The sequence below is a fragment of the Prosthecobacter sp. genome, assembly GCF_014879935.1.
Lineage (GTDB): Bacteria > Verrucomicrobiota > Verrucomicrobiia > Verrucomicrobiales > Verrucomicrobiaceae > Prosthecobacter.
The window spans coordinates 1-16,148 of the sequence record NZ_JACSRD010000063.1 but is presented as its reverse complement, the minus strand read 5'-3'; the positions used below and the strand labels follow the sequence as shown (position 1 = coordinate 16,148).

General features: G+C 61.8%; 13 protein-coding genes. 10 read left to right on the top strand and 3 right to left on the bottom strand.

What is annotated here, in order from left to right; genetic code table 11:
* Positions 1–25: 25 nt before the first annotated feature.
* Positions 26–1,570, bottom strand: a complete 1,545-nt coding sequence (locus IAE77_RS02250) for an MFS transporter (RefSeq protein ID WP_294221197.1) — start codon at positions 1,568–1,570, stop codon at positions 26–28.
* A 239-nt stretch (positions 1,571–1,809) separates the two neighbouring features.
* Between IAE77_RS02250 and mrdA the strand changes: the two genes are divergently transcribed.
* The 3 genes from mrdA to IAE77_RS02235 are packed head-to-tail and all read left to right on the top strand — an operon-like array spanning position 1,810 to position 4,738.
* A complete protein-coding gene (gene mrdA / locus IAE77_RS02245; protein WP_294221196.1) occupies positions 1,810–3,810 on the top strand; it encodes a penicillin-binding protein 2 in 2,001 nt (666 codons plus the stop codon).
* 13 nt (positions 3,811–3,823) lie between these two features.
* Positions 3,824–4,252, top strand: coding sequence for a hypothetical protein (locus IAE77_RS02240; protein ID WP_294221194.1), 429 nt, complete (start codon positions 3,824–3,826; stop codon positions 4,250–4,252).
* Positions 4,253–4,258: 6 nt separating this feature from the next.
* Entirely contained in the window at positions 4,259–4,738 is a 480-nt protein-coding gene (locus IAE77_RS02235) for a hypothetical protein (RefSeq protein ID WP_294221193.1), read from the top strand.
* On the opposite strand, the gene IAE77_RS02230 is transcribed toward IAE77_RS02235, so the two are convergent.
* The gene (locus tag IAE77_RS02230; protein ID WP_294221192.1) at positions 4,704–6,485 is read right to left on the bottom strand and encodes an exosortase/archaeosortase family protein; all 1,782 of its coding nucleotides are present in this window, start codon (positions 6,483–6,485) and stop codon (positions 4,704–4,706) included. The two genes, IAE77_RS02235 and IAE77_RS02230, sit on opposite strands and share 35 nt — an antisense overlap.
* Positions 6,486–6,566: 81 nt before the next feature.
* Between IAE77_RS02230 and IAE77_RS02225 the strand changes: the two genes are divergently transcribed.
* Both IAE77_RS02225 and glgA read left to right on the top strand, forming a co-directional pair.
* Complete coding sequence (locus IAE77_RS02225) at positions 6,567–7,709, top strand: hypothetical protein (protein ID WP_294221190.1); 1,143 nt, start codon at positions 6,567–6,569, stop codon at positions 7,707–7,709.
* 32 nt (positions 7,710–7,741) lie between these two features.
* On the top strand, positions 7,742–8,944 hold the full coding sequence (gene glgA / locus IAE77_RS02220; RefSeq protein ID WP_294221188.1) for a glycogen synthase: 1,203 nt from the start codon (positions 7,742–7,744) through the stop codon (positions 8,942–8,944).
* A 255-nt stretch (positions 8,945–9,199) separates the two neighbouring features.
* On the opposite strand, the gene IAE77_RS02215 is transcribed toward glgA, so the two are convergent.
* The gene (locus IAE77_RS02215) at positions 9,200–9,994 is read right to left on the bottom strand and encodes an ATP-binding cassette domain-containing protein (RefSeq protein ID WP_294221184.1); all 795 of its coding nucleotides are present in this window, start codon (positions 9,992–9,994) and stop codon (positions 9,200–9,202) included.
* A 318-nt stretch (positions 9,995–10,312) separates the two neighbouring features.
* On the opposite strand from IAE77_RS02215, the gene IAE77_RS02210 reads away from it, so the two are divergent.
* The 5 genes from IAE77_RS02210 to IAE77_RS02190 are packed head-to-tail and all read left to right on the top strand — an operon-like array spanning position 10,313 to position 15,950.
* The gene (locus tag IAE77_RS02210) at positions 10,313–13,153 is read left to right on the top strand and encodes a tetratricopeptide repeat protein (protein WP_294221182.1); all 2,841 of its coding nucleotides are present in this window, start codon (positions 10,313–10,315) and stop codon (positions 13,151–13,153) included.
* A 26-nt stretch (positions 13,154–13,179) separates the two neighbouring features.
* A complete protein-coding gene (locus IAE77_RS02205; RefSeq protein ID WP_294221179.1) occupies positions 13,180–14,106 on the top strand; it encodes a tetratricopeptide repeat protein in 927 nt (308 codons plus the stop codon).
* Between the two features lie 17 nt (positions 14,107–14,123).
* Positions 14,124–14,987, top strand: a complete 864-nt coding sequence (locus tag IAE77_RS02200; RefSeq protein WP_294221175.1) for a MotA/TolQ/ExbB proton channel family protein — start codon at positions 14,124–14,126, stop codon at positions 14,985–14,987.
* Positions 14,988–15,038: 51 nt separating this feature from the next.
* The gene (locus IAE77_RS02195) at positions 15,039–15,467 is read left to right on the top strand and encodes a biopolymer transporter ExbD (RefSeq protein WP_294221173.1); all 429 of its coding nucleotides are present in this window, start codon (positions 15,039–15,041) and stop codon (positions 15,465–15,467) included.
* Positions 15,468–15,479: 12 nt separating this feature from the next.
* Positions 15,480–15,950 (top strand): biopolymer transporter ExbD, encoded by a 471-nt coding sequence (locus IAE77_RS02190; RefSeq protein WP_294221171.1) that lies wholly within the window; start codon positions 15,480–15,482, stop codon positions 15,948–15,950.
* Positions 15,951–16,148: the final 198 nt, after the last annotated feature.

The following is a 16,148-nucleotide window of genomic DNA, read 5'->3' as shown; positions in this document are numbered from 1 at the left end:
CTGCGAGCGACAGGCGGTCGTGGCATCAGAAACCCGGTTCACCATCCTCGCCGTGGCCGAGGGCGACAGGTTTGTAGCCGCCTTTGGAGCGGAAGTAGAGCCACATGCCGAGGTAGCAGAGAAGCATGAAGGCGGGAAGGACGGCGATGTTGGTGAAGGCTCCGCGTTTGCTGTCGGCCTGGACGGCTGTGAGTTCCTGGGTGGCGGCGGCGGGGAGGGCTTTGATCTTGTCCTGATCGAGGCTGGGGGTGTCGCCGAAGATGCTGGGTTTGGCCGGGCCGGAGACCTGGGCGAGGAGGGCCCCGTGGTCTTTTTCCAGGCGGGCGTGGATGTCCTTGTCCTGCTGGTAGCCGATGAAGGGGCTGCCGAGGACGCCGAGGAAGAGGACGCCGACGGCGGAGACGCCGTTGAGGGTGAGGGCACCGCCTTTGGGAAACTGCTCGGAGGTGAGGCCGAGGGTGGTGCTCCACAGGAAGGTCTTGCCAAAGGCATAGACGGTGGCGGCGGCGACGATGGCGTAGCCGACACTTCGTGAGAGCAGGAGAAGGCCGACGATGGCGATGCCGGAGCCGACGACGAGCAGGCCGATCGGGGAGAAGCGATGGACGATGGGGCCGGCGTAGAAGCGGAGCACGGTCATGATCGTGGAGACATAGACGAAGACCCAGGCGGCAAAGTTGGGCGAGTTCGCCGGACTGTTGAGCTTCAGCAGCTCCGGCATCCAGCCATCAGTGCCGAGCTCAGTGGTGGCCAGCGGGCCGATGACAACGAGGACGACAATGAACAGCCAGTTGCCGAGCGACCCGGTGTAGAGGCCTGCGGCCACGCCGACGATGGCACCGACACCCACGGACGAGGTCAGGGAGGCCTCCTTGCCTGCGAGCTGCATGATGGCGAAGTACATCAGGAAGCCGATGATGAAGAAGCCGACGGCGCCGACTTCCTTCAACATGTCGCGATAGCTGACGCCGGCGGCGACGCGTTCGTTGACGGGGAATTTGCAGGGGAGGATGAGCAGGGCGTAGATGACGACGGGGACGACGCAGAGGGCGAAGCGGAACTGCCAGACGGCGTTGAAGAAGAGCTTGGTGTCCGGCAGCATGGCGCAGAACAGGGCGCCGAGGGCCAGGCCGGCGGGCCAGCCGGCGTGCAGGATGTTCAGCCACTTGGATTTGTCCTTGTTGAAGACGGTGGCGACGACGGGGTTGATGAAGGACTCCACGGTGCCGTTGGCGACGGCGACGAGGAGGGTGCTCCAGTAGAAGGACTCGTAGCCGGTGGCGTTCAGCGTGAGGACGAGGGAGACGATGTGGCAGCCGATGGCGAAGAGTGCGACGGTCTTGTAGCCGATCCAGTCGATGACGAGGCTGAAGAAGATGATGCTGATGGCGAAGGGCCACATGCCGGCGCCGTTGATCGCGCCTTTCTGCGATTCGGAGAGATTGAAGCTGTCCTGCAACTCACCGATCGTGTTGGCCCGGACGCCAAAGACGAAGGAGGTGGCGACGAGGGCGATGAAACAGGCCCAGAAGAGTTTCATGTCGGCTTTGCCGGAGGAGGATTGGCTCATGAGAGGTGTGGTGTGGGAGGAAGCGGCGCGATTCCAGCAAAACGGCCTGGGTTGCGCAATGTCTTTTTCCTCGCGGGCCGGAATCGGTGGCAGACCTGCGGCTTGACGCCTTGGGGGCCGGGACGCATGGTGTGAACCACTGCGGGGCGGTCGATTGATGACCGGCGTTTGTGTTCATGCTCATGTTTTGGTCCTCTTCATCGATGAAATCGTGCCTGTGCCGGGTCGTGTGTTGTGTCATGGCTCTCGGAGTGTTCCTTCCCGGACAGGCCCAGGTGGTGCTGAAGGCCCAGCCGGTGGTCGAGGAGCCGAAAGGCGAGGCACCAAAGCCCGCGGCACCTGAAAAGACGGACCTGAAAGCCTCCTGGCAGACGCAGAAAGAGGCACGGGCGCTGACACTGAGCGTGCCGGCGCCGCGTGGGCAGATCGTGGACCGCAATGGCATCCCCTTCGCCCAAAATCGCGCGGCCAGCTATCTGGCGCTGGTGATGCCCTACATGGACGGGGCGAGCGATGAGCAGGTGACGACGTTTGCCCGCACCACCATCGAGAAGGTCAACCAGGCGTTAGGCAAGACGTGGTCACTGAGCGATGACAAGGTGCTGCTGCATTACAAGCACCGCCGCTGGCTGCCGCTGGTGTTTTCGGTGGAGGAGGGGCTGAATGTGGAGATCACGCCGGACATGGAGGAGAAGCTGAAGCCTCTGCTGGGCACCAGCGTGGTGCTGCAGCCGGCCTACATCCGGCATTACCCGCAGGGGGCCACGGCCTGTCACATCGTCGGCTACACCGGCAAGACGCGGCCGCTGCCCACGGGGCCGATCGTCGATGGCGATCCGGTGTTCGAGGAGATGGAAGGACGCGAAGGCATCGAGACCGCGTTCGACAGCGATTTAAAGGGGCAGGCGGGCCTGGTGAACGTGCTCTTCAGCCCGGACGGGAAACGGCTGGCGGAGGATGTGCGCCGCAATCCGGTGCCGGGGCGAAATGTGGTGCTGTCCATCGACTACAACTTCCAAAAGTATGCCGAGAACGCGCTGAAGAAGCACACGACAAGCGGGGCGATGGTGATCATGGACGTGACGAACGGGGACATCCTGGCGATGGCCTCGAATCCGGGCTTCGACCTCAATGAGTTCGTGCCGGGCATCCGCTCGAAGCGTTACGAGGAGCTGACGAAGAACCCGCACCTGCCGTTGTTCCCACGTTCTTTCCGCGGCGAGTATCCGCCGGCCTCGACCTTCAAGATCGTGACCGCTCTGGGCGCCCTGGACAGCGGAAAGGTGAACGCGAAGACCTACTATGATTGCGACACGGCGATGGAGATCGGCAACCGCGTGTTCCGCAACTGGAACAAGGAAGGGGAGGGCAGCATGACGGTGGTGACGGCCATCAAGCGCTCCTGCAACACCTGGTTCTACCGGGCGGCCCTCGAATCCGGGGCCGATTTCATCGCCAATATGGCCCTGCGGCTCGGTTTCGGCGAACGGACGGGCATCCCGCTGAAGGCGGAGGGGGAAGGCTTTGTGCAGACGAACGCGTGGACGCTGCAGCACCTGAATTCGAAGATCCAGTCGGGCGATCTGGCAAACATGGCGATCGGGCAGGGCCGTGTGCTGGCAACGCCGCTGCAAGTGTGCCAGTGCATGGCCGGTCTGGCGGATGGAAGCCGCATCCCGCAGCCGCGGCTGGTTTTGCAGGTGCAGGACATGGCCGACCGCGTGGTGATGGCCTATGAGCCAAAAGACCGCAAACGCATCGACCTGAACCCGGATCATCGGCAGACCGTGATCAACGGCATGGTGGCCGTGGTCAATGGCAGCGGCGGCACGGGCCGTGCGGCAGGCATCAAGCACGCGGAGATCGCCGGAAAGACCGGAACAGCGCAGTGGAAGCCGACGAAGGACCAAAATCTGGCCTGGTTCACCGGCTTCCTGCCGGCGGGCAAGCCGAAGTTCGCCTTCGCGGTCGTGTATGAGGGCGAGCCCGGAGAGGATGTGAGCGGCGGCCGGAAAGCGGCCCCAATCGTGAGCGAGGTCTTCACCAACATCTTTGAGAAGGCACCAGCGGATGATCCGATGCTGCTGGCCATCAAGGACGTGCCGAAGGCCACCGTGGTGGAGGAAGAAGTGGTGGAGACTCCGGGCGACGAGGTCGAACGTGCGGTGCCGCGTCCACCGCCCCCGCCGCCAGAACGCAAGGGCATCGGTGGTTTCTTCCGCAAGCTGTTCGGCCGCTAACTTTTTCACCGCGATGAACATCCAGCTCGCCGCCGTTTGCGACTATGCCGCCGATTATCAGGGAAAGCTCTGTTTGCAGGGTGCCTTTGACACACTGTGCGCCCAGAGCTTCCCGGTGGTGCATCCGCAGTGCTCGATCGCCGTGCGGGTGATCTTCCAGCCGGATGACGTGGGTCATCATGAGTTCGTGATCCGCTGTGTCGATCCGGAGGGCAAGGAATGCCTGCCTGCGACCCCGCCGATCCACATGGACGTGAAGTTTCCGTCGCAGTTCATTCCTTTCGTCTCGCGCAACATCGTTTACTCGCTCCAGCACGTGAAATTCGACCGCCAGGGGCTGTATCGCTGGCTGGTGCAGAATCAGGAAGAAACGCTGGCCAGCATTCCGCTGCGGGTGACCCTTTTTGACGAACGTCGTTCCGCCACAGGACCCGCAGGCTGATTTCCCATGATCACTTCCAAGCCCAAACCCCACTCGGAAACCGCCACGCCGGCCGGAACGCCGGTGCGGCAGCTATCAGTCTTCCTCCACAATCGTGTCGGGGCGCTCATGGCGCTGGTGAAACTGCTGGCCGAGCACAAGATCGAGGTGCTGGGCCTCTCCTTGCAGGACACGACGGAGCTGGCGCTGGTGCGGCTGATTCCGAGCGATCCTGAGACTGCGGGCATGCTGTTCATCGAAAAAGGCATCCCGCATGCGGTCTGCCCGGTGACGGTGGTGGAACTGCGGGAGCCGGATCATACCCTGGTGCGGGCTTTGTCGGCGCTGCTGTCCGCCGAGATCAACATCGACTTCAGCTACACGCTGTTTGTGCGCCCGTCGCACAATCCGCTGCTGGTGCTGCATCTCGACACGCCGGACCTCGGCGCGGAGGTGCTGTCAGCCGGCGGATTCAAGGTGATGATGCAGGAGGATTTGAGCCGCTAGCCACGACTGTGCTGCCGAGCATGAACTGCGGGGCCAGCCTGGAAATGAAGTCGCGGGTGTCCTCCATGGCACCGAGTTCGAGAAACGGGTCCTCCTGGCCGACACGCTGCTCCGGCAGCGGCACGTAGATGGAGGCCATGGCCCAGCGGTGCTGGATGTTGCGGAACACGGAGTCAAAGTAGGAGAGGAAGACGTGCTCGTAATGCTCCGGGCAGGTGGTGCCATCGGAGCCGATGTACCAGTAGAAATTCAGCGCACGGGTGCGGATGCGTGTGCCGGGCGTGGGCTCCACATCGCGGAAGATGCGCATCATCATGACCGTCATCTCCCGGCCATTTTCCAGGCGGAGCGGCACCGGCGTGCGGTCGATCACCGTCCAGCCCTGGTTGGGCAGGCAGACCTCCGGGCGGTGCAGGCTGCGCTTCTCGAAACCACTGAGGATCACGGTCGCCATGATCTGGCGGCCGGTGGACGATGCATAGACATTGCGGACGAGTTTGACTCCCTCATCCAGCAGGTTCTTCTCCGCCGCGGTCATGTCGAACTCACGTCCCTGGTAATCGCCGAGGGAGAGCGGCAGCTCGAGTTTCACACCGGGTTTCGCCACCTGGAAGCTGATGTCGGTGCTGGCGCAGATGCCCAATGTGGCCAGGGGCAGCAGGATGGCCGCCACCACCTGCCGGAGGGTCTGCAACGGCCGTGGAATGGCAAAGGGGCTGCCCGTGGCCGTTGACTGGCCGTGGCGTTTCAGGTTTGCCTTCATCTCCCGGCCTTCCAGCAGCCAGCAGAGGGCGAACATGCCGGCCAACGCCACCCCGAACACCGCAAACCCGGCGAACATGTGGTAGGGCGACATCTCCTGATGCTCTCCGATGCGCCTGCCGACGGCGAATTCGGAGCCGAAGGCCAGGGTGCCGGCCACCAGCAGCAGCAGGCGCACCACGTTGCCAGCGACGGCCAGCGGAATGGCGCAGGCGAACAGAATCAGCCGCGAACGCGGTTGTTTCAGGGCCAGATAACCCAGCAGCGCCGAGATCATCATGAGGGCGAAGAGAGAATTGATGCCGCTGCATTTGGCGTCCACGTCCAGGCTGAAGCGGTCGCCGACTTCGAGCCCCTGGGCGGCGTCGGGAGCGGATTGCAGGGCCGAGCCTTCATTCAGCGACGGCACGCCGCCGAGATCGAGCAAGGAGGCCGCCATCGCCGCTGTTCGTGGCCGCAACGGAGAGGCGAGCGAGTCCTCCAGCGGCTGCATCGGCCAGGTGAAGAACAGAAACAGCCAGGCGAAGAACAGCACACGCATCACCGCCGTTCCCGCCACCAGCAGGATCGCACCCGCCAGCACGAATTGCACCGCGAGGAAGCCCGGGTAACCCGTGTCCGCCTTGTAACCGAGCCAGTAGAAGAACAAACCGGCCGCCAGCGGCAGCAGTCCGAGCCAGGTGCCCTGCCACGACAGCTTTCGCAGCTCCTCGCGCCGCAGCCACACCAGCCAGCCCACCAGAAACGGCACCAGCAGGCAGAACTGCCAGTCGCCCTTGCTGCTGACCCAGCGTGCCCAGCCGGCCAGGATGCTCTGCCGCCGGCCCAGATCCCACTGCTGGTAAGGCCAGACCATGAACAGCAGCAGCAGCACGGCCGGAAGTCCCCAGATCACCACCCTGCGCAGCATGGCTGGCGGCACGGGCCCGGCCCCTGTCGGTTCTGGCGTGACGAGCGGGCTGGGGCTGGTGGAATCTGTTGCCATGAGATGGGTTGACGGACAAACGCTGGCCTTGTTTGTTGATTCCCGCAACCCTCAACGCGCAACGTCATCGTCTCACCCTTCATGTCCGACCGTCTCCCCCCCACCGCGCCCGACCTTTTGGACGATGAAGACGAGGAAGAGCAGCAGGAACTGCAATTCGCCCGGTGCAGCAATGTCCCCGATGAAAAGGAGGCGCCGACCACCCGGCCTGCGGAGGTCCAGCAGCCGCAGGAAGACAAAGGCACCGCCAGGCAGGCGTCCGGCGCGGCGGTGAAAAACGATGAGCCTCGGCCTGCCGATCCCGCGGCTCCTCCCATGAATCTCCGACGTTCCGACCTGACGCGTCTGCACCTGCTCATGTCGCTCGGGGTCTCGCTGGTGACGGGCTTGCTCGTGTACTGGGCGGCCAGTTCCTCGTTTGAGCGGAGACTCGCGGCCGCCTCAGCCTCCTCGACGACGCCGGCACCTGCGCCTGTTCCAGGTGAAAAGTCCACGGAGGCGGCCGAACAGATCGCCGCCCTCCAGAAGCAGGTCGATGTGATGCGCCGTGAGCAGCTCTTGTTGCAGCAAAACACGCGCGAGTCGCTGGAGGGCATCTCGGAGACGTTGAAGAATCCGCGTCTCGTCGCAGCGCCAGCCCTGGCGGCCAAGGACGCGAAGCCTGGCGAGTCACGAGTGGCCGAGATGGTGCCGGCCGTCTCACCCACGCAGCAGGAGTTCATCCAGCTCAAAGAGCGCAACCGCCTCACCCAATACGCGGACGAGGCCATCGCCACCGGATTGCGGAAACCGCTGGAGGTGCTCGTCGAATACCTGCGCGATCCGGCTTCCGCCCATCTGCATGACGCGGCCAAGGCGGAGTACTTGCGGGCCATCCGCAGCATCCAGTTCCTGCAGCGGGAAGACCCCGGCTTCCGCCTGCCGGTGGCGGAGATTTTCAAGGATCCGAACATCCGTGATGAGGCGGACGTGAAGCCTGACGCGCTGCTCAAGCTCCTGGCCGATCACCAGCAGCCGTGGGAGGTGCGCGTGCGCGTCTGCTTCCTGCTGCTCGGCAGCGAACTGCCGGAGACGAATGCGAAACTGATCCAGGCCCTCAAGGAAGACCCGTCGCTCGATGTGGCGAAGCACGCGCAGCTTGCTCTCGAACAGCGAATCAAACGGCGCTTCCGCCTTTTCGACATCCCTGCCATCGACGAATGGGTCGAATCGCAGAAAAAGTAAGCCGCCGCGAACTGCCATCCGACTTCACTCGCATGAAAGCCCTTTTCCTCACCAACGAGTATCCTCCCCACATTTACGGCGGTGCCGGCGTCCATGTCGAATACCTGTCCCGTGAACTGGCCAAGTTGATCGAACTCGACGTCCGTTGCTTCGGTGATCAGGACAACCAGGACGGAAACCTGAGCGTGAAAGGGTTCGGGCTCGACACCACCGGCTGGGACAGCCCGTTGAACCTGAAATCGGTCTTCGGGGCACTGCAGCGCTGCCTGGACTTCAACACCACCGGCATCGATGCGCATCTCGTCCACCTGCACACCTGGTATGCGCACTTTGGCGGCATCCTGGCCAAGCTGAACTACGGCGTGCCGATGGTGCTGACGGTTCATTCTTTGGAACCTCTGCGGCCGTGGAAGCGGGAGCAGCTGGGGCACGGTTATGACTTCACCGTCTGGCTGGAAAACACCGCGCTGCACATGGCGGATGCGGTCATCGCTGTGTCCGAGGAGACGAAGACCGACCTGCTGCGCCTCTTCAACCTCGATCCCCACAAGGTCCACGTGATCCACAACGGCATCGATCTCGATGAGTATCGTCGCGTCGAGGCTCCCGAGGTGCTGCGGAAGCATGGCGTCGATCCTGACAAGCCGTTTGTGCTGTTTGTCGGCCGCATCACGCGTCAGAAGGGCATCATCCATCTGGTGCGTGCCATTGAGCACATGGACCCAGGTTTCCAGGTCGTCCTGTGCGCGGGTGCGCCCGACACGGCGGAGATCAAGGCCGAGATGGAGGCCGCCGTGGCCGCCGTGAGCCAGAAACGGCCCGGCGTCGTGTGGATTCAGTCCATGCTCCCGCTGGAGGAAAAGATCGCCATGTATTCCCATGCCGGCGTTTTTGTCTGCCCGTCGATCTACGAGCCTTTCGGCATCATCAATCTCGAAGCCATGGCCTGCGAGACGGCCGTCGTCGCCAGCGCCGTGGGCGGCATCAAGGAAGTCGTCGTTGAGGGCGAAACCGGGTTCCTCATTCCGCTCGAACAGCAGACGGAAAGCCCCTTCGAGGCCGTGCATCCGGAAAAATTCGCCCGCGACATGGCCGCGGCGGTCAACAAGCTCATGGCCGACGCCGGTCTCCGTGAACGCATGGCCAAGGCCGGCCGCAAGCGGGCCGAGGATCACTTCAGTTGGAAGTCCATCGCCCGCAAGACCCTGGCGCTTTACAAGACGCTGGCAGGGTGAGTGTCAGATCACCGGCTTGTCATCTTCGTGTCGTTCGGAGTGCTAACCTCCGAGTCCACAGCAGGTCGTCAGCGCATGACGTGAACAGACCTGAGGCCTTGCCACCGCAAAGCTGTGTGCCGGGCAATGCGCTGTCTGCAATCCCTGCCAGAACGACGATGGTTCGCTTCGGAAGGCTGCGGACGTGAAGCTTCGTCCGGCCCATATAAGGCTGGCGGCCGGCGGAACGCAGCCCCTGCCGCTCCAACTGAGAACCTACGATTGAGGCGGGTTCGGGGAGAGGCGGAGGGTGTAGCGTTCGCCGTGGCGGGTGAGTTTGACTGGGGAGCCGTAGATGGCGCTGAGGTTCGCACTGGTGAGGATGTCGTGCTTTGGGCCGGAGGCGAAGACGCGGCCATCTTTGAGCAGCAGGCAGTGGGTGATGGCGGGGAGGATTTCTTCGACGTGGTGGGTGACCATGACGAGCGAGGGGCTTTTGGGTCTCGCGGCGAGGGTTTGCATCCACTGCAAGTAGTGCTCGCGGGCCACGGGATCGAGTCCGGCGCAGGGTTCGTCGAGGATGAGCACGGCAAACTTGGCCATCAAGGCACGGCAGATGAGCACTTTTTGCTTCTCGCCTTGCGAAAGTGGTCCCCACAGGGCTTCGCGAAGGTATTCGCATCCGACTTGCTTCAGCAGCTTCGCGGCTTCGCGGAAGACGGCGGGGCCGGGCAGGTCGATGAGGTTTAATTTGGCCTCGCGACCGCTGGCGATGACATCGAGCACGGGCTCGCCGCTTTCGAGGTAGGTGGTGAGCGTGTTGGTGACAAGACCGACTCGACGGCGCACTTCGCGCCAGTCGTCATCGCCGAAGACGCTGTCGCCGATGCGCATGACGCCATCGGTGGCGCTGTCGTAGCCGGTGATGAGATTGATGAGCGAGGTCTTGCCGCAGCCGTTGGGGCCGAGGATGCACCAGTGCTGGCCGGGATCGACCCGCCAGGAGATGCCATTGAGGATGGGGCGGCCGCGGCGGAAGGTGAGATCGGTGACTTCGAGGACGGGAGGCATGGGAGGGCGAAGGGCGAAGGGCGAAGGGCGAAGGGCGAAGGGCGAAGGGCGAAGGGCGAAGGGCGAAGGGGCGAGTGAGGAATGCAAACTCAACGAAGGGCTGGGTGGCAGGTTCGATAGAAAATGTCCGTTTGATTTTTCTCCCGTGACAAAAATGACCATCCTGCTACGCTCGGCCTCCTTTTCCGAAAAATGCCAGTTGTTCAAGCAGACCAGCCATCCTGCGCAAAAAATCTCGTGCCGGCGTGCAATTCGAGACTTGCGCCTGCTCGTTCCTTTTCTGTATCCTGTCACCACGTGGAACGCCCCCTGCAACAAATGAGATCGATTTTCAGCGCCGCCCTGGTTCTGGGCGCCTCCCTGTCTGCCTATTCCCAGGCTCCGACACCGCCTGCCGCCCCTGGAGCACCCCCTGCGGCACCGGGTGCCCTGAACATCCAGCAGGAGACGGAGGCGCTGGTGAATACCGCCGGCACGCTGTTTGCCGAGGCGAAGTATCAGGAGGCGCTGTCGAAGCTGGCAGAAGCCAAGAAGAACCTGAACAACAAGCCCTTTGAGGCGATCATGTTCATCGAAGGTGCCTGCTACTACAATTTGCAGGACTATGCGAAGGCGATCGAGACGCTGGAGGCCTTTGTGAAGGAGTTCCCGCAAGGCTCGGCGATCGTTGATGTGCGCATGGCGCTGGGACGCTCCTACATCGCCAGCAAGCAGGAGGACAAAGGCATCGCGGTCTTGAAGGAAGTGGTGACGGGCTCTCCGGAGAAGAAGGGTGAGGCGGGACTGGTGATCGCCGATGCTCTGGTGAAACAGGACAAGAAGGACGAGGCCCTGCAAATCCTGACCTCCGTGCTGGCAGACGGCATCCGCAGCGCGGAATCGATCCAGGCGGCGATGATGGCGGCAAACATCTATGTGGCGAATGGCAAGCTGGACGAGGCCGGTGCGCTGATGGAAAAGGTGCGCAACTTTGCCTCCGGGGGCGACAGCATCGCCCAGATGAACAACATCTACCTGAAGCTGGGTGACGAGATGATGGAGAAGAAGGCCTTCAAGGAGGCTCTGGGTGCCTACCAGCTCGTGCGCAAGAAGAGCGAGATTTCCCGCATTCAGAAGGAGCAGATCGCGAAGCTGGAGACGCAGCTCAAGACCGCCAAGGGGGTGCGCAAGGACGAGCTGGAGACGAAGCTCAAGGCGAACCAGGAGATCATGGAGGAGATCGAGAAGCGGACGGATTACGACGCCTCTCTCTATTACCGCCTCGGACGCTGCTACTATGAGATGGGAGCGCCGAAGGAAGACGGCACCGCAGGTGACGCCTCCCGCCTGTGGCAAGCGACGCTGGCCTTCGAGGTGATCGTGAACGAGTTCAAGGAGTTCTCCCAGCGCGACAAGTGCATGTATGGCCTGATCATGGTGAACGCCGCATTGAAGCGCATCAAGGAGGCTCGTGAGCTCTGCGACAAGTTCATCGACAGCTTCCCGGATAGCGAGCAGGTGGGCGAGGTGTCGATGCTCTACGGCATGCTGGCTTACCAGAACCGCCAACTCCAGCTCGCGGTGGACTCGTGGAGCAAGGCGAAGAGCTTCCCGAAGGCCGACAAGGAGCGTCTTTCCTTCCTGATCGGCAGCGTGCTCTTTGAAATGCAGAAGTTCGACGAGGCGCGCACCAATTACGAGCTGATGATCCAGGAGTTCCCGGAGACGATTTACAAGGACGACGCCCTGTATCGGATCGCGCTGACTTATTTCTACCAGAACGACTACAAGAGCGTGATGAAGGCGCTCAAGAACTACATCAAGGAGAACCCGAAGGGGCAGTATGTGGTCGATGCGCGCTACCGCATCGCCTTCATCAACTTCCAGGGCGGCGACAAGGAGGATGCGATGGAGGAACTCCTCAGCATCGTGAAGGACGCGCCGAACGACAACAACATCGGCCAGGTGCACGCGCTGCTGGGCGACATTTACAACCAGAAGGCCGATTACGACAACGCCACGATCCAGTTCGCTGCGGCGGTGGACAAGGCAAAGACGGACGACGTGCTGAATTACGCCATGGACCAGCTCACTGATCTCTATGTCGGCTCCAACAAGTGGAAGGAGCTGGCGGAGATGTGGCAGAAGTACTACAACACGCACAAGGACAACGATGACCTGTCCCTGAAAGCGATCCTGTGGATCAGCCGCGGCCTGATCAAGGATAACAAGACGGAGGAAGCGAAAAAGCTCCTTTCCGAGCACATCAAGACCCGCATCGCCCAGTCGGGCAACCAGCAGGTGGAAGGACTCATCCAGCAGCTTGTGAGCATCAGCGCTCCGAAGCGCCGCCGTGCGAGTGCGGATGGCTCCGCTGCCGCGCCAGAGCTGACGTTTGAAGATGTCGAAAAGCAGCTTGAAGAACTCCTCACCCCTCCGCAGGCAGCGATGAACGGCACGGCGCAGATGCGCATCCTGTTCGCCAAGACCTGGCTGGCCAAGACGATGAAGCTGCCGGACAAGGCGGAGAAGTACTTCAACATCATCATCGAAGTGGCCAAGCCGGACGACCTGAGCCCGATGCTGCTGGCGACGGTGGGAGACAGCGCCCGCAAGAAGGGCGATCTGGACAAGGCGGCCGCCTGCTACAAGCGTTTGAAGGAGCTCTTCAAGGACAGCGAGTACGCCGATGGCGCGCCGGTCGGGGAAGGGGAGATCTTCTTCCAGAAGGGTGAATACGACAAGGCGCTTGAGGCTTTCAAGGCCGCCTCGGAGTTCCAGGGCAGCTCACGTATCCTGGAGGCCACGCAGGGCATCGCCAAGTCCCAGGTCAAGCTGAAGAAATACGATGAGGCAAAGAAACTGTACGAGCAGATCGCGAACACGAAGGAATGGCGCGGCCAGGCCACGGCGGACGCTTTGTTGATGCTCGGCATCATCGAGGCGCTGAACGGCAAGCACGAGGCTGCCATCGCCTACTTCCAGCGCGTTTTCATCGCCCACCAGAAGTGGAAGCCGGAGATGGGCAAGGCGTACCTCGAGTGCGCAAAGTCCTTCAAGGCCCTGGGCCAGGTCCCCGAAGCCAAAAAGACCCTGGATGAGATGATCGCCCGCAAGGATCTCCAGGACCAGCCGGAAATGAAGGACGCGAAAGCCCTCCGTGCCACCCTAGGGGCCTGATCTGTGAAACTTTTTCTCTGACTGACATGCGCAAGTTCGCTTTTTTCCTCTCGGTTCTCATCCTGGCCTTCGCGGGTTCCTCCGCGTTTGGGCAAGCCATCGTCCTCAAGGGCGGTGACCGCGTTTTCTCCTCCGAGTTCTCGATCAACGAGGGCAAGATCGTCCGTACGATCAAGATCGGTGAGAACACCGCCACCAGCATCATCGACAAGAAGAACATCGATTCGCTGGAGTGGCCGTACCCGGCCGAATTGACCGAATCCGCCGACCTTCTCGCCAAAGGGAAGACGGAGGAAGCCATCGCCGTGCTGAAGAAGGGGCGCGATTTCTTCGAGAATTTCGAGGGTATCGAGGGGAACTGGTACCTGGACATCTATTTCGCCTACATCGAGGCTCTGAACCAGGGCGGGAAGTTCGATGAAGTCGTCAAGTCGCTGCCAGCTTTGCGGTCATTGAAGCTTTCCGAGGCCCAGAAGATGCGCCTGCGCATCATCCAGCTCGACATCGAGCGGCAGACGACTTCTGATTACGCAGCCATCATCCTTGAGGCGCAGAGCATCATGAAGGAGACGGATGACTCCGCCATCGGTGCCTCCCTTTGGGCGATCATCGCCGACGTCCACACACGCAAAAAGGAATGGGAGAAGGCGTTGCTGGCTTACCTTCGCATTCCGGTTTTTTACGGCACGCAGATGCAGCGAGTCCCTGAGGCGGAGCTCAACGCGGCGCGAACCTTGATCAAAATGAAACGTTATGAGGACGCCAACAGCTTCCTGGGGCGCATCATCGAGTCCTATCCGGGTTCGCAGGTCGCCGAAGCCGCCACGAAGGAAAAAGCCGCGATCAATGGCATGAAGAATGTCATTGAAGACGAGACGGCGGCCGCTGACGGCAAGGACAAGCCCAAGGAGGGCGATGCGCCCAAGGAAGCCGAAGAAAAACCCAAAGCCTGAGAAATTTCCCCCACTCCATGCAAACCAACACCGCCACCACCATGACCCGACACATCCCACAAGGCCCCGCCCGCGCGTTTCTGTGCGTTCTGCTGGCGTTCGGTCTTTTTGCTTCCATCAACGTCTTCGCCCAGGAACCCGCCGCTGGCGAAGGTGCGCCTGCCGTGGAGGAACATCACACACTGATCGACCGCTTCATCGAAGGCGGCTGGGTGATGTACCCCATCACCGCCTGCTCCGTGGCGCTGGTGTGGCTCACGGTTGACCTTTGGATGCGCACCGGTGTGAAGCGCCTCGCCCCCCAGGCCCAGGTGGCCCAGGTGCAGGACCTCTTCCGCGCGGGTGACTATGTGGGTGCCTACCAGTTCTGCAAAGGCACGCCTTCCCCTTTCACCAACACCACCCGGGTGGCGCTCAGCTTCCTCGGAGATGGCCATGAGGCCACGGAGGCGGCTCTCTTCACTGAATTGAACAAGGTGAACTCCGCCATCCAGACGCGCATCAACTACCTGTCCGTCATCGGTGTGTGCACCCCGATGATCGGTCTGACTGGCACGGTGACCGGGATGATGAGCGCCTTCTCCACCCTGAAGACCAGTGGTGCGGGCGACCCCGCCAAGCTGTCGGGTGCCATCGGTGAGGTGCTCATCGCCACCGCCTCCGGTCTGTTCATCGCCGTTCCGGCCTTCATGTTCTTCTACTTCCTGCGCAACCGCCTCCAGGTGGGAATGACTGACCTCCAGGAGATCGTCATGTCCCTCTTCCGCAAGATGCCCTACAGCCACCTCAAAGACGCGCATGTCGGCGAGGAGGAGTTCTATGCGGCCATTCCGAACTGGGTGGCTGGCGGCGAGGTCGTCCAGGCGGCCACCGTGGCTTGATTCCAGTCTGTTCTTCCCTCTTTTCTCAACCTCTAACCTTCTTCTAATCCTATGGGCGGCGGCGGCGGCGGTGGTGACGGCGAACCGGAGTTTCAGATCGCTCCGATGATCGATGTGTTGTTGGTGTTGCTCATCTTTTTCATGAGCATCACCTCGGCCCAGGTGTTGCGCATCGACAAGGAGATCCAGCTCCCTGTCGCAGCCGATGCCAAGAAGAAGGAGAAGAACATGATGAACGAGGCGGCGCTCAACGTCCGCTGGGACAAGAGCAAGTCTCTCATCACGTTCGAGGACACCAAGTACGAGGACGTCGGACCGCTGGTGGACCTGCTCCGCCAGCGCAAGGAGACGAATCCGAAGTACCGCGTCGTCATCCGCGGTGACAAACGTCTCCCGGCCATCGAAATCCAGCGCGTCATGAGCGTCGTCGCCCAGGCGGGCATCGATGACATCTCGTTCTCCGCCTTGAACAAAGAATAAACCTTCCATCGCATGTCAGGCCCCAAACAACATCGCCAGATCGAGCAGGAGCAGCTCGCGGTCGGCTTTCAGATCGCCCCGATGATTGACGTGGTGTTCGTCATCATGCTCTTCTTCATGGTCATGGTCGGCTCGGTGAAGGTCGAGCGTGAGCTCAAGAGCCAGCTTCCCGGCCTGGCACCGCCCTCCGCAGACGCGCCTCAGGAGATGCCGGACGAGATCATCGTCGGTGTGGAGGAAACCGGTTCCGTCACGCTGAATGAGGAGGAGTTCGACACTCCCACGGACAAGAAACTTCCCAACTTCACGGCCACGCTGATGCGCCTCAAGCAGGAGGCTGATAATCGTAACGCCAAAGTGATCGTCACCATCCAGGCCGAGGAACAGGCCACCTATGAGCGTGTGATCGATGTGCTCAATGCGCTGGCGGTGGCAAAGGTGGCCAATGTGACGTTCACTGTGGGTGGCGACACCGGCTTCTGAAGCATTCGCCTGATTTCCTCTCAGTTTCCCAAGAATCAGCGGGTTCGCACGTCCTTCACTGGAGGTGTCTTTTTCCGTTTCCTGGTCGTTGATACCTCAAATCATCCTTCGTTTCAGTCATGAACCCGTCCCAGCCCGGCAATCCGCAGCAGCCACAGCATCCTGGAGCCACCCAGCCGTTGCCTCCTGGCTACACAC